Here is a 21,875-nt window from a genome sequence, read left to right as displayed (position 1 = left end):
GATTTGAGACTCAATCTTTCCCACAGCATTGAGGCTAGTCGTTACTGGTCTGTTGTCAAAATGGCGCACTGGCTCGACAGTCGCCTCCATAGCTGGCTTAACGGAGAGTGCAGCCCCAACGGTAACGACGCTCGAGCAGTTGATACTCGGGACGCACGCTCTGGCTCCAGGAGTCATCCCCGCCCACCCCCATGTGAGCGCCATCGAGGCAGACCCACAGCCCCTCTTCAGCCACCAGATCGCTCTGGTGACGGGCGGCGGCTAACTGCTGCTGACTGAAGCGGCTGGCACTGAAATGGAAGCTGCCGTTCACCGTCGTGCTGCCCAGCTGCAACTGGCTGGTATCGCAGCGCAAGCCGTTGTCGCTCGGGAAAACATAAGGGGTGTGCATGGCCTCCAGCGGCAGGCTCCAGCGACCAAGATCAGCGCCCAGCAGACGATCCGGATAGTTCTCGTGAGGGCCGCGTCCCAACCATTCGGCTCGCGCTGGCACCTCGGCCAGATGGAGCAACAGGCCAATCCGCGGCAGCGAAGGCAGCGCCTGCGCCAGCTCGGTCTCTATCTCCAGGCTCATGGCGCCATCGTCGGTAAAGCGGTGATGCCAGTAACTCACCAGCAGCAGCTCATCGTGATGGAAGTAGCCATGGCTGACCCGGATCTCCCCTCCGGCGACCGCGATCCCCAGACAGCGGTGCTGCCACTGACCGAGACCACACGCCTGCCAGCGAGCAATCCAGGAGCTGGGGTCGGCGTGATCCGCTTCGCTGGTGCCGATGTCGTTGTCGAGCGGCGCGCGGTAGAAGTGATCCATGATCGGCGCCAGCAACTGCTCCTGCCCCGATTTTTGCCAACTGGTGATGCGGCCGCTCAGCTTGTCGAGCCACCACTGGCTGTTTGCGGCGGTGATCCGCCAGCCATCCGGCTGCTCGCTCAGGGTGGCGGCAGCGACTGGCGCTGGCAGGGCGAGGGGCGTCGGCAGGGTGAACTGCTGACGGGCGACCTTGTGACCCGCCTGCGACCAAGGGGTGGCCTGCGGCTGAACGATGGCCAGATCGAGCCAGGCCAGTGAGCCTGCCGCAAAGGCGGGCAGCGTCCCGCTCAGGGTCAACTCGACCACCCCTTGCGGCACCAGCATGAGGGAAACCTCCCCCTGCAGCTGCACATGGCCGTTCTCGCACAGCTGCCAGCACAGCCGCTCGTTATCGGTGGAGCGGAACAGGTATTCGCTCTCGATCCGCACCCGCAACGGGGTGTGCTCAAGCAGAGTGAAGCGGAACGGCTGCTGGGCACGCTTTGCCTCGCACAGGGCTGGATGGGGGGTGCGATCCGGGAACAGCAGGCCGTTGCAGCAGAACTGGCGATCGTTTTGCACATCACCGAAGTCGCCACCATAGCCCCAGTAGTGGCGGCCATCGGCGGTGTATTTGTCGAGCCCCTGATCGACCCAATCCCAGACAAACCCGCCTTGCAGGCGTGGATGAGCGCGAAACGCCTGCCAGTAGTGGGCGTAGCCCCCCAGACTGTTGCCCATGGCGTGGGCATATTCGCAGAGGATCAACGGCCGGTGCTCGCCGGGCAGGCCGATCCACTTGGCCAGCGCCCACTTGGGCACCGCCGGGAAGGGTTGATCCTGATGGGTTCTGGCATACATGGGGCAGATGATGTCGGTGGCCGGGGTATCGGCCCCACCCCCCTCGTACTGCACCGGGCGGCTCGGGTCGCTGCGCTTGATCCAGCCATACATGGCATCGTGGGCCGGGCCGTAACCCGACTCGTTGCCCAGCGACCAGATGATGATCGAGGGGTTGTTGAAATCCCGTGCCACCATGCGGGTCGCCCGCTCCAGAAAGGCGTTACTCCAGGCGGGATCCCGCGCCAGCCGCCCCATGGGGGTCATGCCGTGGGTCTCCAGATTCGCCTCGTCCACCACATAGAGGCCGAGCCGATCGCACAGGCGATAGAAGTCGGGGTGGTTGGGATAATGGGAGCAGCGCACCGCGTTGAAGTTATGGCGCTTCATCAGCAGCAGATCCCGCTCCATGGTGGCGCGATCAATGGCATACCCTTTGGCGGGGTGGTGTTCGTGACGGTTGGCACCACGGATCAGCAGCGGCTGGCCGTTGACCAGCAGCAGGCCACCACGGATCTCCACCACCCGAAAGCCCACATCGCACGCCTCACTCTCGATGGCGCGGCCCTGCTCGTCCAGCAGGGTCAGGGTCAGGCGATAGAGATGAGGCGTCTCGGCGCTCCACTTGCGCGGCGCAGCCACGTCGAGCCAGAACTCGGCGCGATCGTCATACGCCCCTTTTTCATCAATGGCTTGGGTGCCGATTGGCTGGCGCAGGGTCACGACCCGCTCGCTACCGTCATAGAGATTGGCCTCTACCGACAGACCAGCCCCATTGGCTACCTGCAGTGCAATCTTGAGACGGCCATCCCGATAGCAGGCATCCAGCTCGGGGGTCACCCGCATATCCATAAGATAACGGGACGGTTTGTGCAGCAGGCTGACGGAGCGGAAGATCCCTGACAGCCACCACATATCCTGATCTTCCAGATAGGAGCCATCGGACCAGCGCAGCACCAGCACCGCCAGCCGGTTGCGACCGGCTTGCAGATAAGGAGTCAGATCGAATTCGGCGGGCAGCCGGCTGTCCTGGGAGTAGCCGACCCAGCGGCCGTTGCAGAAGAGATAGAAGGCACTGCTCACCCCGTCAAAGATGATCCGGCTCTGGCCGCTGGCCAGCCAGTCGGCGGGCAGCTCGAACTCGCGGGAGTAGCAGCCAGTAGGATTGTCTGCCGGCACTCGCGGTGGATCGCAGGGAAAGGGGTACTTGATATTGGTGTAGATGGGGCCATCGGTGAGCGGCCGCGCAGCTGGATAGGCGGCATCCAGCTGCCAGTTGCCCGGCACTGTAATGGGGCAAGCATCCACCAGATCCTGCGCCAGCCAGCTCTCGGGCACCAATTCGGGAGCGGCAAAGAAGGAGAAGCGCCACTCGCCATCGAGCAAGAGACGGGAGGAAGAGGCCAGATCCCCCCTGGCATCCGCTTCGCTGCGCCAGCTGAACATGGGGGTATGGGCAGCCAGCCGGTTTACCGATGTAATGGCCTGAGTCTGCCAATCCTGACGCGCCACTATCTCCCTGAGCATTCACTCTCTCCCTGCTGATTGGAAAACGTATTCAGTCTAGAGAAGTATGACGCAGGGAACGGCGATCTCGCTCACACAGATGTAAACGATTACACCAATTTTGTTAAGTAAAGCGGAGTAAAAATGATTAAAAATAGGTAAAACAATAACTGTGCAAGAAACGGCCCCGAACAGGGCCGCAAAAGGGGGCTATCCGGCCCGAACCGGTGCCACCGAGTGGCGATTGATCAGGGTGGGGGTATAGATCCGGCTCTGGGTCGCGTCACTCTCCCCCGCCGCCAGCTGAATGGCCAGCTTGGCCGCCTGGGCCGCCATCAGCTCGATGGGATAGCGCATGGTGGAGAGCTTGGGGCGCAAATATCTGGCATAGATGATGTCATCGAAGCCCACTACCGAGACCTCCTCCGGCACTCGCAGGCCGTTATCCGCCAGCACTGAGATGGCGCCCGCCGCCATGGCATCGTTATAGGCTACCACGGCGGTCACCTTGAGCCCCTTGGCCAGCAGGTTGAGCATGGCGCGCTCGCCCCCCTCCTCGTTCGGCGTGCCGCTCTCGATAAGCTCGGGATCGGCTGCCAGACCCGCTTCCATCAGTCCATCCTGATAACCCTGCAGGCGCAAGGTGGCATCCTCAATGGCGTGATCCGAGCTGATAAAGGCAATATGGCGGTGACCCAGTTCGATCAGGTGGCGAGTTGCCGTGGCCGCACCAAGCCGGTTGTTGAGGGCGATGCAGCGCCCCTTGAGGGCAGGAATATCGCGGTTGATCAACACCATGCCGGGCACCCGCATGGCGTAATCGCACAGTTCCTCGTCGCTCAGCGCCTTGCTGTGCACCACCAGCGCCTCGCAACGCTTGCCGATCAGCAGCTCGATCGCTTCACGCTCCTGACGCGCCTTGTGAAAACCGTTACCCATCAGCAGGTGAAGGTTCTGCTCGACGGCGATGCCGGAGACCCCCTTCACCAGTGCGCCGAAGAAGGGATCCGCCACGTCACCGACCACTACCCCCATGGTGTCGCAGGTCTGGCTGACCAGTGCCCGCGCGTTGGCGTTGGGGGTGTAGCCCAGTTCGGCCATGGCCTTCTGCACCACTTCGCGAGATGCGGCGCTGGCCTTGGGGGAGTTGTTCATCACCCGTGAAACCGTTGCCACCGATACATTGGCCAAACGGGCGACATCCTTGATGGTACTCATGCTGTTTTCACTTATTTCACTCTGCGACAGATGGACCATTATACCGACCAACCCCATTGAAAACAGGGGATAACGCACGATCTGCCAGAGAAGCGATCACAAAAATTGTGTAATCGTTTACACTGTTTTGCAAGCAAGTTCACAGTTTGCAAGCCAACCCCTCGGCTAGACTGCTTGCAGCGTCATTTTCAGTGGAGAGCAAGATGAAGGTTCTGGTCACCGGCGGCTGCGGATATATCGGCAGCCATACCTCTCTGGCCCTGCAAGCCGCAGGCATGACCCCAGTCGTGGTGGACAACCTCTGCAACAGCAAGCGCAGCGTGTTGACTCGAGTCGCCGCTATCAGCGGCCAGCAACCCGTGTTCTATCAAGGGGATATTCGCGATGCCGCCCTGCTGGACCGGATCTTCGCCGAGCAGCAGATCGACGCAGTAATCCACTTTGCCGCCCTCAAGGCGGTCGGCGAGTCGACCCGCATTCCACTGGATTACTACGAGAACAACCTCGGCGGCACCCTCACCCTGCTGCAGGCGATGAAACGGGCCGGGGTGCACAATCTGGTGTTCAGCTCCTCGGCGACCGTCTACGGCGATCCCGCCAGTCTGCCGATCCGTGAGGATTTCCCCCGCAGCGCTACCAACCCCTACGGTCGCTCCAAGCTGATCATCGAGGAGATCCTCGAGGATCTGCAGCTGGCCGAGCCGCACTGGAGCATGATCCTGCTGCGCTACTTCAACCCGGTCGGCGCCCACGAGTCGGGCACTATGGGGGAAGATCCACAAGGCATTCCCAACAATCTGATGCCCTATATCACTCAGGTCGCCATCGGCCGTCGCGACTGCCTGTCGGTCTTTGGAAACGATTACCCAACTGTTGATGGCACCGGCGTGCGCGACTACATCCACGTGATGGATCTCGCCGAGGGGCACGTCAAGGCACTGCAACACTGCGCCGGCAAGGGTGGCGTGCACACCTACAACCTGGGCACAGGCCAGGGCCAGAGCGTATTGCAGCTGGTCGCCGCCTTCTCCAATGCCTGCGGCAAGCCGCTGCCGTTTCGCATCGAACCGCGCCGCCCGGGCGACATCGCCGCCTGCTGGGCCGATCCGGCCAAGGCCGAGCGCGAGCTGGGCTGGCAGGCAACCCGGGACATAGACGCCATGTGCGCCGACAGCTGGCGCTGGCAATCCGCCAACCCGAACGGTTACGAGGAGTAGGCCTGCCTGCTCCCTGTTAATAGACGACCTTATTTTTCAATACCTTATTCAGGAGAGATGATGTTCAACCCCGTCGATCATCCCCATCGCCGCTTCAACCCGCTGACCGGCCAGTATGTGCTGGTCTCCCCCCACCGGGCCAAACGCCCCTGGCAGGGACAGGTAGAGAAGGTGAGTCAGGCCCCCAAACAGGCCCACGATCCCGACTGCTTCCTCTGCGCGGGCAACACCCGGGTCACTGGCGACATCAACCCCGACTACAAGGGCACCTTCGTCTTTACCAACGACTTCGCCGCTCTGATGCAAGATACCCCGGCCGCCGATAGTGCCAGCGATCCCCTGTTGAAGCTGGAAGCCGCCCGCGGCACCAGCCGGGTGATCTGCTTCTCGCCGGATCACGGCAAGACCCTGCCCGAGCTGCCGCTGCCCGCCATCGAAGGGGCGATCACCACTTGGATGGATCAGGTCGCCGAGCTGTCGGCCCAGTGGGAGTGGGTGCAGGTCTTTGAAAACAAAGGGGCCGTCATGGGCTGCTCCAACCCGCACCCCCACGGCCAGATCTGGGGCAGCGACTTCCTGCCCAACGAGATCGCCCGCGAAGAGCAGCACCAGCGTGACTGGCTGGCCGAGCATGGCCGTCCCATGCTGCTGGAGTATGTGGAGCGGGAGCTGGCGGATCGCTCGCGCATTGTGGTTGAGACCGAGCACTGGCTCGCCGTAGTTCCCTTCTGGGCCGCCTGGCCGTTCGAAACCCTGCTGCTGCCCAAGGCGCACGTCCCCTCCATGCTCAACCTGACCAAGGCCCAGCAACAGGATCTGGCGGTGGCGCTCAAGGAGCTCACCAGCCGCTACGACAACCTGTTCGAGTGCAGCTTCCCCTACTCCATGGGCTGGCACTTTGCGCCGCCCAAATCGGATTGCCCCGAGGCGTGGCAGCTGCATGCCCACTTCTATCCGCCCCTGCTGCGCTCCGCCACCGTACGCAAATTCATGGTCGGCTTCGAGATGCTGGCCGAAACCCAGCGCGACCTGACTCCGGAGCAGGCCGCCGAGCGGCTGCGCGCGCTGAGCCCCATTCACTACAACCAGACCAATCAAACCAATGAGGAGGCCCTATGACCCCGAGCCAACGCGTCAGCACCGTTTTTGCCGAGCAATTTGCCAAAGCGCCCGATCTGCTGGTGCGCGCCCCCGGCCGCGTCAACCTCATCGGTGAACATACCGACTACAACGACGGCTTCGTACTGCCCTGCGCCATCGACTACGAGACCTGCGTTGCCATCGGCCTGCGCGATGACCGGCAAGTACAGGTGATCGCCGCCGACTACGACAACCAGCGCGACCAGTTCGACCTCGACCAGCCCATCGAGCACCACCCCAGCCAGCGCTGGAGCGACTACATCCGCGGCGTGGTGAAATATCTGCAGGAGCGCGGTTATGCCCTGCGCGGCCTCGATCTGGTGGTTTCCGGCAACGTGCCGCAGGGGGCTGGGCTCTCCTCCTCCGCCTCGCTGGAAGTGGCCATCGGTCAGGCCTTCAAGGAGGCGCTGGGGCTCGATATCAACCAAGCGGAGATCGCCCTCAACGGTCAGCAGGCGGAGAACAAGTTCGTCGGCTGCAACTGCGGCATCATGGATCAGATGATATCCGCCAGCGGCAAAACCAATCACGCCCTGCTGCTCGACTGCCGCTCGCTGGAGACCCGCCTCATCCCCATGCCTACCGATCTGGCGGTGCTGATCGTCAACTCCAATGTGCGCCGCGGTCTGGTAGACAGCGAATACAACACCCGTCGCCAGCAGTGCGAAGCGGCCGCCCGCCACTACGGGGTCAAGGCGCTGCGCGATCTCGATCTGGCGGCTCTCGAAGCAGGCAAGGCAGGACTGGATGAGGTCTGCTACCGCCGAGCGCGCCACGTGGTAGGCGACAATACCCGCACCCTGGCCGCCGCCGATGCGCTGGCACAAGGGGATCTGGTTCGTCTCGGCGAGCTGATGGCCGATTCACACGCCGCCATGCGCGATGACTTCGAAATCACAGTGCCCGCCATCGACGGTCTGGTGGAGATCATCAAGGCCAGGATCGGCACCGAAGGCGGCGTACGGATGACTGGCGGCGGCTTCGGCGGCTGCGTGGTCGCCCTGCTGCGCCCCGAGAAGGTGGCCGAGGTGATCGCCGCGGTTGAAGCCGAGTATCCGACCCGCTTCGGCCTCAAGGCTGACTGCTACGTCTGCTCTGCCAGCGCCGGTGCAGGCAAGCTATGAGCAGAGCCATGACACCATTCGAACTGGAAAACGAGGAGGGGTTGCGCCTGCGCGGCCTCGACTTCGGCGCCACCCTCACATCCCTCACCCTGCCGGTGGCGGGCAAACGGCGCGAAGTGCTGCTGGGTTGTGCCGACAACGCCTATCCAGCCCAACAGGTGTGGCTGGGCGCGGTGGCGGGACGTTTTGCCAACCGCATCGGCGGCGCCGAGCTGCTACGCGATGGCCAGCGCTGGCCGCTGGATGCCAATCAGGCACCCAACTGCCTGCATGGCGGGCAGGCGGGCTTTCATCGCCAGCGGTGGCAAATCAAAGAGCTGGAAGCGGATCGGGTCAAGCTGGTGCTGCTCTCCCGGGCGGGGGATCAGGGCTTTCCCGGCAATCTGCGGGTAACCCTGGAGTACCGGCTGGAGCAGAGCGATCTGGTGGTGGATTTCATCGCCAGCACGGATGCCGCTACGCCGGTCAGCCTCACCAGCCACGCCTACTTCAATCTCGATGACAAACCCGACGGCGGCGATGTGCGTGACCACCTCATCAGCATCAATGCCGACCACTTCCTGCCGACCGACCCGAGCGGTTTGCCGATCGCCATCACCCCGGTGGAGGGGCCATTCGATCTGCGCCAAGAGCGCCTTGTCGGGCTGGATTGGCTGAGCCATCCCCAGCAGCAACAAGCCAAGGGATACGACCACGCCTTTGTGCTAAACGGCCCGCCGCAGGAGTGGGCTGCTCGCGTGGTATCGGGTGACAGACAGCTGGCAATGGAGGTCTACACCAACCAGCCCTCGCTGCAGCTCTATACCGGCAACTGGCTGGCCAATACCCCGAATCGCCAGGGTTTGGCGCACCGGGATCACGACGGCTTCTGTCTTGAGGCACAACAGCTGCCGGACAGCCCCAATCGCCCCGAGCTGGGCAACCCCTGGCTGCTGCCGGGCGAGCGCTATCACCATCAGACCCGCTACCGTTTTATCCGCGACTGACTTAAAGGTTTCACAATTTTTCCGTAGCAGCGCCAGCAACATTCGAGCAAGATAAGCCGCCCCGAGCTCCTTCCGGGACGTTTTTGCATCAACGTAGCAAGGATTCTGTTCGATGACTGACACTTATAGCCTGCTGGTCGCCTTTATTCTGGGCGTCGTCGAGGGGCTGACCGAGTTCCTCCCCGTCTCCTCCACCGGCCACATGATTATCGTCGGCCATCTGCTGGGCTTTGAAGGGCCCAAGGCTGCCACTTTCGAAGTGGTGATCCAGCTTGGCTCCATCCTCGCCGTGGTCGCCGTCTTCTGGCGCCGCCTGTTTAGCCTGATTGGCATCCACTTCGGCCAGAAGCCGTCCCGGGATCACGCCACCCTGTCGCTGGTGCATGTCATCCTCGGCATGATGCCCGCCATCGTGGTCGGTCTGGCCATCCACAGCTGGATCAAGGCCAACCTGTTTGGTCCGCAGACCGTAATGTATGCACTGGTCGCGGGGGGCATCCTGCTCATCATCGCCGAGAAGTTCCGCCCGGCCGTCACAGCCGAAACCCTGGATGACATCAGCTACAAACAGGCGTTCGGCATCGGTCTGTTCCAGTGTCTGGCCCTGTGGCCCGGCTTCTCCCGCTCGGGCGCAACCATCAGTGGTGGCATGCTGATGGGGATCAGCCGTCACGCCGCCGCCGAGTTCTCCTTCATCATGGCGGTGCCCATGATGGTGGCGGCCAGCGGGCTTGATCTCTACAAGAGCCGCGATTTCCTCTCGATGGCCGACTTCCCTATGTTTGCCGTGGGCTTTATCACCGCTTTCGTGGTAGCGATGTTTGCGATCAAGACCTTCCTGACATTGATCCGCCGCATCGACTTTATCCCGTTCGCCATCTACCGCTTTATCGTGGCATTCGCCGTCTATCTGGTGTTTGTCGCCTGACCGGCAACCAGCAATCAAATGAAAAAAGGGACCAATCTGGTCCCTTTTTCTATAGCGTCATGGTGCTCAATAGAGGTGCTGGCTGATGCCATTCAGCAGCCGCGACAACCCCTTGGTGAACTGCACCGGCGCATCCTGCACCGTGTAGCAGAGGCAACCATCTGGCGTATGCGGGCTGTGGGAGTGGCTGGCATCGCGCCAAATGAAATCCCCCGCCTTGTAAAGGGTATCGCCATCCTGAATGTTGCCAGCCAGCAGCAAGGTCAGCTCATAGCCCTGATGGGTGTGCTCGGGGATGCGACCGCCCGCTTCGATATGGAGCAGGCTGGCGCGCGCCCCCATCTCGTCCAGCGGAAGACTCTGCTGACGAATAGCCCCGATATGGCGCCACTTGGGCGAACGATAGCGGGCCAGCACCCGTGGCAAACGGTAGGCGTGACCGGCTACCTCCAACTCGCTGGGCTGGGCTCGGGGCTGGTCATATGTTGGCTCGGACAGGGGCTCGGAGAGGGGCTCTGCCAGCGGCTGCGCCAGAATATCCGCCAGCATGGCGTCGAATCCGGCGTCCAGTCCCACTTCATCGCGGGAGTCCAGCTCGGGCTCTGCTGGCGAAGCAAGATATTGCTGCGCCAGCTCCTCTTCGAATGTCTTCAATCGGGCAGCACAATCGAGGCAGAGTTCACAGTGGGCGGAGAGCCCCACCGCCAGCGGCAGAGGGAGCTCGTCGGCGGCGAAGGCACGCAGCATAGGGTCGGTCGGATGGGCTTTAATCATGGCCTTGCTCCACTTGCTCTTTCAGTTTCTGTAACGCCAACCGGAGGCGGGACTTGATGGTGCCGAGCGGCACGCCGAGTCGCTCCGCCAACTCCTGCTGGGAGAACTCCTGCAGATAGATGCCACGCACCACCTGCTGTTGCGGCTCCGGCAGGGTGCCCAGATAGTGGGCCATCTGACGGGTCAGCACCGCATCCTCCCCCCCGCTCAGATGCTCCTCTTCGGCCTGAAACTCCAGCACCGGCCACAGCTCCTCGGCACAGAGATCCTCCTTGCTGGCGCGACGACGGCGCAGCATGTCGAAGCACTGGTTGCGCATCACGGTGTAGATCCAGGTGGTCGGCGCCCCCTTCTCGGGGTGGTAGAGACGCGCCTTCTGCCACACCAGCAGCATGGTCTCCTGCACCAGCTCCATGGCGTTGGCTTCGCTGCCGAGGTGGCGCAGGCCGTAGCTGCGAATACGCGGCGCAAAGTGTTGGAACAGGCGGGCAAAAGCAGCCTTGTCGGCCTGCTCTGCCACCCTGATCAGCAGAGATTTGAGGTCGCCATCCGGGTTATCCATCACGGGCGAGGTCCTGCGTATGGTCGAGTGTGGTTGGCCAGTATATGCCATTGCGCCATCCCTTTGGTGTGCTGTCGAACATGCTGTGGTGATGACTTGTACGGCGCTGCGGCGCTGGCGGATCAGCGGGTCAGAAAAAATCAGTGGCTGGCCACCAGTACCCCCTTGAGCAAAGCGATGGCGGGCTGATTGTCGGCGGCGGCCAGCAGCAGTTGTTTCTGTTCAGGGGGGATCGGCAGCACCTCCAGCCAGCGCTGGGCCACCCAGTTGCCATCGTCCCAGCGGGGGGCGGGATAGAGGGCGGCATAGTCGGGATAGTCGGCAAACACCTCCCGCAATGCCTCGACCAGCGGTTGCTGATCGGGATGGAGCCGGCGGGGCGGCCAGGCCGTCAGCGGCGTCACCTCGCCGATACGCAGGCCATCGGGCTCCTGCCACAGATCCTCTATCTGCACCCGCTCCATCCCCTGCACCGTGATCCCCAGCATGCCGTCCGGCAGCCGGTCGAAATCGATGATGGTGACCCGGGTGGCGATGGGCAGCATGTTGCGCAGGGCGTCGGGCTGGCGAGGGTCCACCATGCAGAGGGCAAAGCCGGACTCCCCCGCCTCGGCGATCATCCGCTGGTATCTCGGTTCGAAGATCCGCAGCGGCATGACGCCGCCGGGCAGCAGGTGGGCAGATAGGGGAAACAGCGCCAGTCGCATCGCAAACTCCTCGGTTGGGAACCTCTGTTGATACGCCGGGCCAGAGGGAGGAGATCATTCCCGTCATCGGAAAGGAAAAACCCTTAACAATCAGGGGAAAATAGCCTGGACAAGCCGCTTCGATATGCAGTAGAAATGGATAAGCACCGTAATTTCCGCCCAATATTCTGGAATATGGCGCTAAACGCAGTGAAATATCCGCCCGACAGCGAGCGGCGGGTCATCCCTATAGTTTTCTCGGGCCGATGCGGGTAAAATTCACGCCCTTATATATCAGTCATTTTTCGACGCGCAACCTTGGTGGTCAGTTATGAAAGAGCATATTCATCATCTACTTGAACAAACGGTAGCCAATCTCAAGTCAGCAGGCGTCCTGCCGGCGGACCTGGAAGCCCGCGTGCAAGTAGACCGATGCAAGGAAAAAGCTCACGGCGACCTGGCTACCAACCTGGCCATGCTGCTGGCCAAACCGGCCCGCAAGAATCCCCGTGAGCTGGCGGCTGCCATCATCGAGCACCTGCCCGCCTCCGACCTGATCGCCAAGGTCGAGATCGCCGGTCCCGGCTTCATCAACTTCTTCTTCGACCAGCGCTGGCTGGCCGGTCAGGTCGAAGCCATGGTGACCTCTGCCAACGCCAACGTACGGTTGCCCGCGCCACAAACCGTGGTGGTGGACTACTCCGCCCCCAACGTGGCCAAAGAGATGGCGGTGCACCACATCCGCTCCACCGTACTCGGTGACGTGGCTGCGCGCGCGCTGGAGTTCCTCGGCCACAAAGTGATCCGCGCCAACCACATCGGTGACTGGGGCACCCAGTTCGGCATGCTGATCGCCTATCTGGAGAAGATGTCCAACGAACACGCCAGCGACATGGCACTCAAGGATCTGGAAGCCTTCTACACCCAGGCCAAGCGTTGCTACGACGAAGACGAAGCCTTCGCCGAGCGTGCCCGTAACTACGTGGTCAAGCTGCAGGGCGGCGACGAGTACTGCCGTACCATGTGGAAGAAGCTGGTCGACATGACCATGGAACAGAACCAGATCAACTACGACCGCCTGAATGTCTCCCTGACCAACAAGGACATCATGGGCGAGTCCATGTACAACGACATGCTGCCGGAAATCGTTGCCGACCTGAAAGCCAAGGGGCTGGCGGTCGAGAGCGAAGGCGCCACCGTTGTCTTCCTGGACGAGTTCAAGAACAAGGATGGCGAGCCCATGGGCGTCATCATCCAGAAGAGCGATGGCGGTTTCCTCTACACCACCACCGACATCGCCTGTGCCAAATACCGTTATGAAACCCTGGGCGCCGACCGTGTCATGTACTTCATCGACTCCCGTCAGCACCAGCACCTGATGCAGGCCTGGACCATCACCCGCAAGGCGGGTTATGTGCCGGAATCCGTGCCGCTTGAGCACCACGCCTTCGGCATGATGCTGGGCAAGGATGGTCGTCCCTACAAGACCCGCTCTGGTGGCACCGTCAAGCTGGTTGACCTGCTGAACGAAGCCGAAGAGCGCGCCGCTGCGCTGCTGGAGAGCCGCAACAGCGACCTCTCTGCCGAAGAGAAGGCCAATGTGGTCAACGCCATCGCCATGGGCGCGGTCAAGTATGCGGATCTCTCCAAGAACCGTACTACCGACTACATCTTCGACTGGGATCTGATGCTGTCGTTTGAAGGCAACACTGCCCCTTACCTGCAGTACGCCTACACCCGTATCCAGTCCATCTTCCGCAAGGCCAACATCGATGCCGAGACGCTGACCGGCAACGTGACCCTGAACGAAGAGGCCGAAGAGGTGCTGGCCCAGAAGCTGATCCAGTTCTCCGACGCGGTCAACGGCGTGGCCGACAAAGGCATGCCACACCTGCTCTGTACCTACCTGTACGAGTTGTCAGGCAACTTCATGACCTTCTATGAAGCCTGCCCGATCAACAAGGATGGCGTGGACGAGGCAACCCGTCAGAGCCGTCTGCTGCTGTGCGCCGCCACCGCCAAGGTACTGAAACTGGGCCTCGGCGTACTGGGCATCCATACCCTGGAGCGCATGTAATAGATGGCAACCCGGGATTATGTCGGCAGCCGCCCGCGACGTCGGGCGGGTGGCCGCAATACCAAGAAAGCGGCCCCTCGCCGCTTTCCTGTTATTCCAGTGCTGCTGGTCGTGGCACTGCTGGCAGGCTTTGGTGGCTTCCTTTACATGATCAATGGCAAGGGCAGCGACGCCCCCACCATCGAAGAGCAGGTAAAGGCCAACAAGCCAAAACCACAGAACAACGGGTTGCCACAGGAGAAGTGGAGCTACATCGAACGGCTTGAGAACAAGCAGGTCGATGTTATCGAGCCACCGCCCCAGCCGGGCGTGCTGCCACCGCCCCCCGCCGATACTCTGACACTGCAGCCGGAAAAGCTGCCGCAACCGGTACCGACCGAGATTCCCCAACCGGGGACGCCCATCGGCCAGTCCAAACCCTATCAGACCAATCCGGCGACAACGCCTGACAACGGTGCGCCCGTTGCCAGCGCTCGGGAACAGGTGATCGATCGCCAGGCCGAACGGGAACGGATGGAGCGGGAGATCCGTGCCGAGCTGGAGCGGGAGCGGGCCGAAGCGGCCAAGGCCAAAGCGGCTACCCCGCCAGCCCAGACCGCAGCCGCCGACAGCGGTCGCTATATGATGCAGTGCGCGGCTCTGCGCTCGCAGGATTCCGCAGAGTCGCTCAAGGCACGTATCGCCTTCACCGCCGGTCTCTCTTCCAGCCTGCAGGTGGTCAACACGGCCAACGGCACGGTCTACAAGGTGATGGTGGGCCCCTTCAACGGCAAGGCGGCCGCCGACGCGGCCAACGGCAAGCTGCAGAGCTCCGGCATCAGCGGCTGCATTGCCAAGAAGGGTTAGCATACTGTCAGGCTGAACCAGCAGAGAACCAGAACATGACAAATTCGAAACAGCCACCAAATGGCCTTCCGGTTTACCGCTTGATTACTGGGCCTGATGACGCGGCATTTTGTTTTCGTGTCAGCGAAGCACTAGCTCAAGGCTACACGCTGTATGGTTCTCCCTCGGCGACGTTCAATGGCCAAACTGTGATCGTGTGCCAAGCGGTAGTCTGGTCTGAAACAACATAATGCGGACAGTTTGCAGCAGGGCCGGGTGGCAACACCCGGCCCTGTTCTTTTGGTGTCACTCGCACCCACCCTGATTGCTACCCCGTTTATCCCGACCAAAGGCAGGGTTGAAAAGCCCGTTTGCCATCCCCATCTTTCTTGCCATGCACATTCAGGCCGTCATTCGGCTCAAGCGAGGTAAGTAAAGTGACTACCATAGTTTCAGTTCGCCGCAACGGTCAGGTCGTCATCGGTGGCGATGGCCAGGTCTCTCTTGGCAACACCGTCATGAAGGGCAACGCCCGCAAGGTTCATCGCCTCTATAACGGCAAGGTGCTGGCCGGTTTCGCTGGCGGTACCGCCGACGCCTTCACCCTGCTCGAACGTTTCGAAGCAAAACTGCAGGCCCATCAGGGTAATCTGGAGCGCGCCGCCGTGGCGCTGGCCAAAGATTGGCGCACCGATCGCGCCCTGCGCCGCCTCGAAGCACTGCTGGCCGTGGCCGACGAACACAAATCCTTCATCATCACCGGCAACGGTGACGTGGTGCAGCCGGAGCACGATCTCATCGCCATCGGCAGCGGTGGCAACTTCGCCCAGTCCGCCGCCATCGCGCTGCTGGAAAACACCGAGCTGGATGCCAGGAGCATTGTCGAGAAGTCCCTCAAGATTGCGGGCGACATCTGCGTCTTCACCAACGGCAACCACACCATCGAAGTGCTGGACTACGTCGCCAAATAAGGCGCCAGCCAACCCAATTTCCCAAGGGGTGGGCACTGCCCGCCCCGGATACAGGAACACCATCATGTCCGAGATGACCCCGAGAGAAATCGTCCACGAGCTGGATCGTCACATCATTGGTCAGGCCGATGCCAAGCGTGCCGTTGCCGTTGCCCTGCGCAACCGCTGGCGCCGGATGCAGCTCAACGAAGAGATGCGCCATGAAGTGACCCCGAAAAACATCCTGATGATCGGCCCGACCGGTGTCGGCAAGACCGAGATCGCCCGTCGTCTGGCCAAACTGGCCAACGCCCCCTTCATCAAGGTGGAAGCGACCAAGTTCACTGAGGTGGGCTACGTCGGCAAGGAAGTGGACAGCATCATCCGCGATCTGACCGATGCCGCCATCAAGCTGGTGCGCGAAACCGAGATGGAGAAGATGAAATATCGCGCCGAGGAAGCCGCCGAGGAGCGCATCCTCGACGCCCTGTTGCCCAACCCGCGCAACACCTGGGGTGAGGAAGAGAAAGCCGACAACTCCAACACCCGCCAGATCTTCCGCAAGAAACTGCGGGAAGGTCAGCTGGATGACAAAGAGATCGAGCTGGAACTCTCCGCCTCCCCGATGGGCGTCGAAATCATGACCCCGCCGGGCATGGAAGAGATGGCCAACCAGCTGCAGGGACTGTTCCAGAACCTGGGCCAGAACCAGAAGAAGAAGCGCAAGATCAAGGTCAAAGAGGCCATGAAGGCGCTGATCGAAGAGGAAGCGGCCCGTCTGGTCAATCCTGAAGAGCTGAAGCAGAAAGCCATCGCCGCTGTCGAGAACAACGGCATCGTCTTCCTCGACGAGATCGACAAGATCTGCAAGCGCGGCGAGAGCTCGGGCCCCGATGTCTCCCGTGAAGGGGTACAGCGCGACCTGCTGCCGCTGGTCGAGGGCTGCACCGTCAACACCAAGCACGGCATGGTCAAGACCGACCACATCCTGTTTGTCGCCTCCGGCGCCTTCCAGATCGCCAAGCCGTCCGACCTCATCCCCGAGCTGCAGGGCCGTCTGCCGATCCGGGTCGAGCTGACCGCGCTGACCACCGATGACTTCGAGCGCATCCTGACCGAACCGAACGCCTCGCTGACCGATCAGTACAAGGCGCTGATGGCCACCGAAGGGGTCAATATCGAGTTCACCAAGGATGGCATCCGCCGTCTGGCCGAAGCGGCCTGGCAGGTCAACGAGCGTACCGAGAACATCGGTGCCCGTCGCCTGCACACCGTGATGGAACGCCTGATGGAAGATATCTCCTACGACGCCTCCGAGAAGTCCGGCGAGACCTTTGTCATCGACACCGACTACGTCAACGCCCACCTCGGTGCGCTTGTCGAGGATGAGGATCTGAGCCGCTTTATTCTGTAAACGCGCCCCTCCCGATAAAACGCCTCCCTTCGCGGAGGCGTTTTTATTTCTCAATCGCCTCCTCCATCTCACCCCCATCGCCCGAATTCTGACCCTTATCTGCGACAACCCATTTAATCCAAAGACGTTTTCAAACCATCTCTTTCGAACGCCCGCCGTTTTTCATCTCTGCTGAAATTTGCTCATAAAAAGATCTGTCTACTTCTGTGCGGTTGATTTATACATATGTATAAATCAGATCGAAATCTGTGCAGCAGGAACCAGAAAGATGAATCCAACCCGGCAGAAACTGCTCGATACCGGCCTCGCCATCGCCACCGAGAAGGGGCTGCGCGGCCTGACGGTACGCGAGCTGGCGGCGGCGGCCGAGGTGAACCTCGGCTCCTTCGTCTACCACTTCGGCAACCGCGACGCCTTTATCGACGAGCTGGTCGAGCTCTGGTACGCCCCCCTCTATGACGAGCTCAAATCGGTGGCAGCCAAAGGCTCCTACCCCTCTGCCATCGCCATGTTCGAGGCGACCATGGAGGCGCTGATCGGGCTGGTGGCGCGCCAGCGCGGCTTTATCAACCACCTGTTTGGCGATGCGCTGGCAGGCGAAGGGGCGGCCCAGCGTTTTCTGCTCAGCCTGCCGCGCCGTCATCCCCTGCTGCTGATCGAGCAGGTACGGATGGCACAGGCGGAAGGGTCGCTGGTCGCGGGTCACCCGCTCCAGCTGATGATCTTCATCATGGGGTCGGTCGGCCTGCCGCTGGTGATCGCCGGCAGCGATCGTCAGCTCGGCTGGCTGCCCGAACAGGCCGCCCCGTTTCTGAGCCAGATAGACAACCCCGAGGCCGCCAGACAGCGGCTGGTATGGGCCCTGCGCGGCCTGCGCCCCACCGACATCAAAGAAGGAGACGCTGCATGAAACAACGCATCGCGATGGCAGCTCTGCTGCTGGCCGCTCTCAGTGGTTACTTCTGGTTGCAGTGTCCTCTTCAAGGAGAAACGGTATGAAGCAACGCATTGCAATCGTGGCCCTGCTGCTAACCGTTATCGGTGGCTACCTCTGGTGGCAGGGGCGCCCCGCCGACGGCTCCATCCTTTACGGCAATGTCGATATTCGCGACGTCAATCTGGCCTTTCGAGTCGGCGGTCGCGTCGATCAGGTGCTGGTCGATGAGGGGGATAGGGTAAAAGCCGGTCAACTGCTGGCCCGCCTCGATCCGATTCCCCTCACCCACAGCCGCGACAGCGCCCGCGCCAATCTGGCTGCGCTCACCGCCGCCAACACCTTGATCCACAAAGGCTATCGCAGCGAAGAGACCGACCGCGCCCGGGCCGCACTGGCCGCCGCCGAAGCCGCTGCACTGGAAGCCGACCAGCAGTGGCGCCGCCAGAGCGCATTGGCAGCCACCGGCGCCATCTCCCGCGGTCAGCTCGATACCGCCCGCTCCCAGCGAGATCAGACCCAGGCACAAGTGCGCTCCGCCCGCGAGCAGCTCGCCCAGCTCGAAACCGGCTACCGCCCGGAAGAGATTGCCCAGTCCGATGCCCAGCTGGAAGGGGCCAAAGCGGCGCTCGCCAGTGCCGAACTGGCGCTGGCAGATGCCAACCTGACCGCCCCCAGCGATGGCATCATCATCAGTCGCGCCATCGAGAACGGCAGCATGGTCCAGAGTGGAGCGACCGCCTTCAACCTCTCCCTGACCGCGCCGGTCTGGGTGCGCGCCTATGTGGAGGAGCCCTGGCTCGGCCACTTCCCGAGCGGCGCCAAAGTCACCCTCACCACCGACTCGCGGCCTGATCAGCCCTATCACGGGGTGGTGGGCTTTGTCTCGCCGACCGCCGAGTTCACCCCGAAATCGGTGGAGACGCCTGACTTGCGCACTCACCTCGTCTACCGGCTGCGCATCGTGGTGCAGGACCCCGACCCGGCCCTGCGCCAGGGGATGCCGGTCACCGTCAGGCTGGTGCCATGAGCTGCGCCATCTCCCTTGAGGGGCTCACCAAACGCTTTGGCGAGCGGGTCGCCCTCAACGCCATCTCGGCCACCATTCCGGCTGGCGGCATCACCGGGCTGGTCGGCCCCGACGGCGCGGGCAAGAGCACTTTGCTGCGCCTGCTGGCCGGTCTGCTGATCCCCGAAGCGGGCACCATCCGGGTGCTGGGGCTGGATCCGGTAAGCGAGGGGGATCTGCTGCGCCAGCGCCTCGGCTACATGCCCCAGCAGTTCGGCCTCTACGAGGATCTCAGCGTGCTGGAGAACCTCACCCTCTACGCTGACTTGCGCGGCGTACTGGAGCCCGAACGCACGCCCACCTTCGCGCGGCTGCTCGCCTTCACCGATCTTGCCCGCTTCACCGCAAGGCCGGCAGGCAAGCTCTCTGGCGGGATGAAGCAGAAACTCGGGCTGGCCTGCGCCCTGCTCGGCACCCCGGATGTGCTGCTGCTGGACGAACCTGGGGTCGGGGTCGATCCCATCTCCCGCCGCGCCCTCTGGCAGATGGTGCGCGAGCTGGCCAAGGGGGGGATGACGGTGCTCTGGAGCACCGCCTATCTCGACGAGGCGGAGCTGTGCGACCACGTGCTGCTGATGGCAGATGGCGAGGTGCGCACCAGTGGCACGCCAGCCGCTCTGATGGGGGCCATGGCCAGCCGCTGCTGGCTGCTGGAGGCGGGGCAACTGGATGGCCGCGAGCGGCGCGCCCTGCTGCGCCGGGCACTGGCTCACCCGGCGGTGATGGATGGCGCGGTGGCGGGGGAGCGGGTTCGCCTGCTGCTGCACCCGGGCATGACGCCCCCGCCGCTGGCGGAGCTGCATCTCGCCAACGGCGCCTTTCAACCGGCCCAGCCCCGGCTGGAGGATGCCTTTATCGACCTGCTCGGTGGCGGCCCCGGCGGAGAGTCGAGTCTGGCGGCCGGGATGCGGGAAGCCGAACTGCCGCAGGGGGTCTCTCCCGAGGCAGTGATCGAGGCGCGCCACCTCACCAAGCGCTTCGGCGATTTCGCCGCCACCGATGATGTCAGCTTTGCGGTGCGCCGCGGCGAGATCTTCGGCCTGCTCGGCCCCAACGGGGCGGGCAAGTCCACCACCTTCAAGATGGAGTGCGGCCTGCTGCGCCCGAGCGAGGGGCAGGCGCTGGTGACCGGCATCGATCTGGCCCACAGCCCCTCGGCGGCACGTCAGCGCCTCGGTTACATGGCGCAGAAGTTCTCCCTCTACAAGCAGCTCACCGTGGCCCAGAACCTCTCCTTCTTCGCCGGTATCTACGGCCTGTTCGGCCGCCACCAGCAGACGCGGATCGATGCCATGGTGACCGCTTTTGCCCTCGCCCCCTGGCTCGATCAGAAGGCGGAATCCCTGCCGCTCGGCCTGCGCCAGCGCTTATCGCTGGCCTGCGCCCTGCTGCACGAGCCGCCGCTGCTGTTTCTCGACGAGCCCACCTCCGGGGTCGATCCAGTGACCCGGCGCGAGTTCTGGTCGCACATCAACGCGCTGGCCGACCACGGCGTCACCGTACTGGTCACCACCCACTTTATGGATGAGGCGGAGTATTGCGACCGCATCGCCCTCATCTATCGCGGCAAGCTGCTGGCGCTCGGCACTCCGGACGATCTCAAGGGGCTGGCCGCCAAAGAGGCGGCGACCTCTTTGCCAACCGGCTCCTTGCCGACCTGTTCTTTGCCAACAATGGAAGAGGCCTTTATCACCCTGGTCGAGCGGGCCAGCGAGGAGGACGCATGAGCATCAACCGTCGGCGACTGCTGGCCCTCTGCCGCAAGGAGACGCTGCAAATCGTCCGTGACCCGAGCAGCATCCTCATCGCCTTCATCATGCCGGTGGTGCTGCTGGTGGTGATGGGTTACGCCATCAATCTGGATGTGGACCACCTGCGCCTCGGCATCTGGCGTACCGACAGCGGCGCTCCGGCGGTGCGGCTGGAGCAGGCCCTGCGCGGCTCTACCGCGCTGGAGATCCACAGCGGCCCGAGCAAGGAGTCCCTGCTCGCCAGTCTGGCCCGTGGCGAGATCCGCGGCCTGCTGGTGATCGATGACGGCTTCTCCCGCGCGCTGGCCGGTCAGGGCAATGGCACGCCGCAGGCGCTGCTGCTGACCGACGGCTCCGAGCCCAACACCGCCAACTTCGTCACCAACTATGTGCAGGGGATCTGGCAGGGGTGGCTCGCTGGCGAGGGGGTTGCCATGCCGGTGTCGATAGAGAGCCGCGCCTGGTTCAACCCGGCGCTGGTGAGCCGCAACTTTCTGGTGCCGGGCTCCATTGCGGTGGTGATGACCATCATAGGCGCCCTGCTCACCTCGTTGGTGGTGGCGCGGGAGTGGGAGCGCGGCACCATGGAGGCGCTGCTCGCCACCCCGGTCACCAAGGGGGAGCTGCTGCTCTCCAAGCTGCTGCCCTACTATGGCCTCGGCATCATTGCCATGCTGCTCTGCCTGCTCTTCTCGGTGGCGGTAATGGGTGTGCCATGGCGCGGCTCCCTGCTGCTGCTCTTTCTGGTCACCAGCGTCTTTCTCGGCAGCGCCCTCGGGCTCGGGTTGTTTCTCTCCACCGTGATGCGCAGCCAGTTCAATGCCGCGCAGGCAGCGCTGATCGCAGCCTTTCTGCCCGCCGTGATGCTGTCGGGCTTCGTGTTCGAGATCGCCAGCATGCCGCCGCTGCTGCGGGCCATCACTCACCTCATTCCGGCCCGCTACTTCGCGAGCTCCCTGCAGACCCTCTATCAGGCGGGCAGCGTCTTCTCGATCCTGTTGGTCAACGGTTTCTGTCTGCTGCTGCTGGCCGGTTTCTGGCTGGCCCTGACCGCCCGCAAGACGCGGCGCACTCTGGAGTAACC

Annotated in this window: 19 protein-coding genes; 14 read left to right on the top strand and 5 right to left on the bottom strand. The window is 62.8% G+C overall.

Going from position 1 to position 21,875, the window contains the following annotated elements; all coding sequences use genetic code 11:
- Positions 1–97 precede the first annotated feature (97 nt).
- Together G5171_RS15060 and G5171_RS15055 are read right to left on the bottom strand one after the other, a co-directional pair.
- On the bottom strand, positions 98–3,157 hold the full coding sequence (locus tag G5171_RS15060) for a beta-galactosidase (RefSeq protein WP_421260386.1): 3,060 nt from the start codon (positions 3,155–3,157) through the stop codon (positions 98–100).
- 189 nt (positions 3,158–3,346) lie between these two features.
- The gene (locus tag G5171_RS15055; protein ID WP_088868202.1) at positions 3,347–4,354 is read right to left on the bottom strand and encodes a substrate-binding domain-containing protein; all 1,008 of its coding nucleotides are present in this window, start codon (positions 4,352–4,354) and stop codon (positions 3,347–3,349) included.
- Positions 4,355–4,557: 203 nt separating this feature from the next.
- Between G5171_RS15055 and galE the strand changes: the two genes are divergently transcribed.
- The 5 genes from galE to bacA all read left to right on the top strand — a co-directional run bounded on the left by galE (position 4,558) and on the right by bacA (position 9,749).
- Positions 4,558–5,571, top strand: a complete 1,014-nt coding sequence (gene galE / locus G5171_RS15050; RefSeq protein ID WP_421251025.1) for a UDP-glucose 4-epimerase GalE — start codon at positions 4,558–4,560, stop codon at positions 5,569–5,571.
- A 60-nt stretch (positions 5,572–5,631) separates the two neighbouring features.
- Positions 5,632–6,690, top strand: a complete 1,059-nt coding sequence (locus G5171_RS15045) for a UDP-glucose--hexose-1-phosphate uridylyltransferase (protein ID WP_245097545.1) — start codon at positions 5,632–5,634, stop codon at positions 6,688–6,690.
- Positions 6,687–7,835: a galactokinase gene (galK, locus tag G5171_RS15040; RefSeq protein WP_421251024.1), complete on the top strand. Its 1,149-nt coding sequence runs from the start codon at positions 6,687–6,689 to the stop codon at positions 7,833–7,835. Before G5171_RS15045 ends, galK begins: the two co-directional genes overlap by 4 nt.
- On the top strand, positions 7,832–8,821 hold the full coding sequence (gene galM / locus G5171_RS15035; RefSeq protein ID WP_421251023.1) for a galactose-1-epimerase: 990 nt from the start codon (positions 7,832–7,834) through the stop codon (positions 8,819–8,821). The genes galK and galM overlap by 4 nt, the downstream gene beginning before the upstream one ends.
- A 112-nt stretch (positions 8,822–8,933) precedes the next feature.
- Positions 8,934–9,749 carry an undecaprenyl-diphosphate phosphatase gene (gene bacA, locus G5171_RS15030; RefSeq protein WP_421260385.1) on the top strand — a complete coding sequence of 272 codons (816 nt, stop codon included), beginning with the start codon at positions 8,934–8,936 and terminating at the stop codon, positions 9,747–9,749.
- 66 nt (positions 9,750–9,815) lie between these two features.
- Here the strand turns inward: bacA and G5171_RS15025 are convergent, their stop codons facing one another.
- The 3 genes from G5171_RS15025 to G5171_RS15015 form a co-directional block, all read right to left on the bottom strand.
- A complete protein-coding gene (locus G5171_RS15025; RefSeq protein ID WP_421260384.1) occupies positions 9,816–10,523 on the bottom strand; it encodes a ChrR family anti-sigma-E factor in 708 nt (235 codons plus the stop codon).
- Complete coding sequence (locus G5171_RS15020; RefSeq protein WP_005355542.1) at positions 10,516–11,085, bottom strand: sigma-70 family RNA polymerase sigma factor; 570 nt, start codon at positions 11,083–11,085, stop codon at positions 10,516–10,518. The genes G5171_RS15025 and G5171_RS15020 overlap by 8 nt, the downstream gene beginning before the upstream one ends.
- 140 nt (positions 11,086–11,225) lie before the next feature.
- Positions 11,226–11,792, bottom strand: coding sequence for an LON peptidase substrate-binding domain-containing protein (locus G5171_RS15015; protein WP_005356978.1), 567 nt, complete (start codon positions 11,790–11,792; stop codon positions 11,226–11,228).
- 310 nt (positions 11,793–12,102) lie between these two features.
- On the opposite strand from G5171_RS15015, the gene argS reads away from it, so the two are divergent.
- The 9 genes from argS (at position 12,103) to G5171_RS14970 (ending at position 21,873) form a co-directional block, all read left to right on the top strand.
- On the top strand, positions 12,103–13,848 hold the full coding sequence (gene argS / locus G5171_RS15010; RefSeq protein WP_058059576.1) for an arginine--tRNA ligase: 1,746 nt from the start codon (positions 12,103–12,105) through the stop codon (positions 13,846–13,848).
- A gap of 3 nt (positions 13,849–13,851) precedes the next feature.
- Positions 13,852–14,694 carry an SPOR domain-containing protein gene (locus tag G5171_RS15005; RefSeq protein ID WP_421260383.1) on the top strand — a complete coding sequence of 281 codons (843 nt, stop codon included), beginning with the start codon at positions 13,852–13,854 and terminating at the stop codon, positions 14,692–14,694.
- Positions 14,695–14,729: 35 nt separating this feature from the next.
- Positions 14,730–14,924, top strand: a complete 195-nt coding sequence (locus tag G5171_RS15000; RefSeq protein ID WP_227341620.1) for a DUF1737 domain-containing protein — start codon at positions 14,730–14,732, stop codon at positions 14,922–14,924.
- A gap of 186 nt (positions 14,925–15,110) precedes the next feature.
- Positions 15,111–15,644 carry an ATP-dependent protease subunit HslV gene (hslV, locus tag G5171_RS14995; protein ID WP_204384878.1) on the top strand — a complete coding sequence of 178 codons (534 nt, stop codon included), beginning with the start codon at positions 15,111–15,113 and terminating at the stop codon, positions 15,642–15,644.
- A 64-nt stretch (positions 15,645–15,708) separates the two neighbouring features.
- On the top strand, positions 15,709–17,037 hold the full coding sequence (hslU, locus tag G5171_RS14990; RefSeq protein WP_005340773.1) for an HslU--HslV peptidase ATPase subunit: 1,329 nt from the start codon (positions 15,709–15,711) through the stop codon (positions 17,035–17,037).
- A 268-nt stretch (positions 17,038–17,305) separates the two neighbouring features.
- The gene (locus G5171_RS14985; protein WP_421251019.1) at positions 17,306–17,947 is read left to right on the top strand and encodes a TetR/AcrR family transcriptional regulator; all 642 of its coding nucleotides are present in this window, start codon (positions 17,306–17,308) and stop codon (positions 17,945–17,947) included.
- Positions 17,948–18,032: 85 nt separating this feature from the next.
- Positions 18,033–19,001 (top strand): secretion protein HlyD, encoded by a 969-nt coding sequence (gene hlyD, locus G5171_RS14980; RefSeq protein ID WP_421251018.1) that lies wholly within the window; start codon positions 18,033–18,035, stop codon positions 18,999–19,001.
- On the top strand, positions 18,998–20,767 hold the full coding sequence (locus G5171_RS14975; protein ID WP_421251017.1) for an ATP-binding cassette domain-containing protein: 1,770 nt from the start codon (positions 18,998–19,000) through the stop codon (positions 20,765–20,767). The genes hlyD and G5171_RS14975 overlap by 4 nt, the downstream gene beginning before the upstream one ends.
- Positions 20,764–21,873: an ABC transporter permease gene (locus G5171_RS14970; protein WP_139459629.1), complete on the top strand. Its 1,110-nt coding sequence runs from the start codon at positions 20,764–20,766 to the stop codon at positions 21,871–21,873. Before G5171_RS14975 ends, G5171_RS14970 begins: the two co-directional genes overlap by 4 nt.
- Positions 21,874–21,875 lie beyond the last annotated feature (2 nt).

This window comes from Aeromonas sp. 600774 (assembly GCF_049175075.1).
GTDB lineage: Bacteria > Pseudomonadota > Gammaproteobacteria > Enterobacterales > Aeromonadaceae > Aeromonas > Aeromonas veronii_A.
This window is presented reverse-complemented; position numbering and strand designations above follow the sequence as displayed.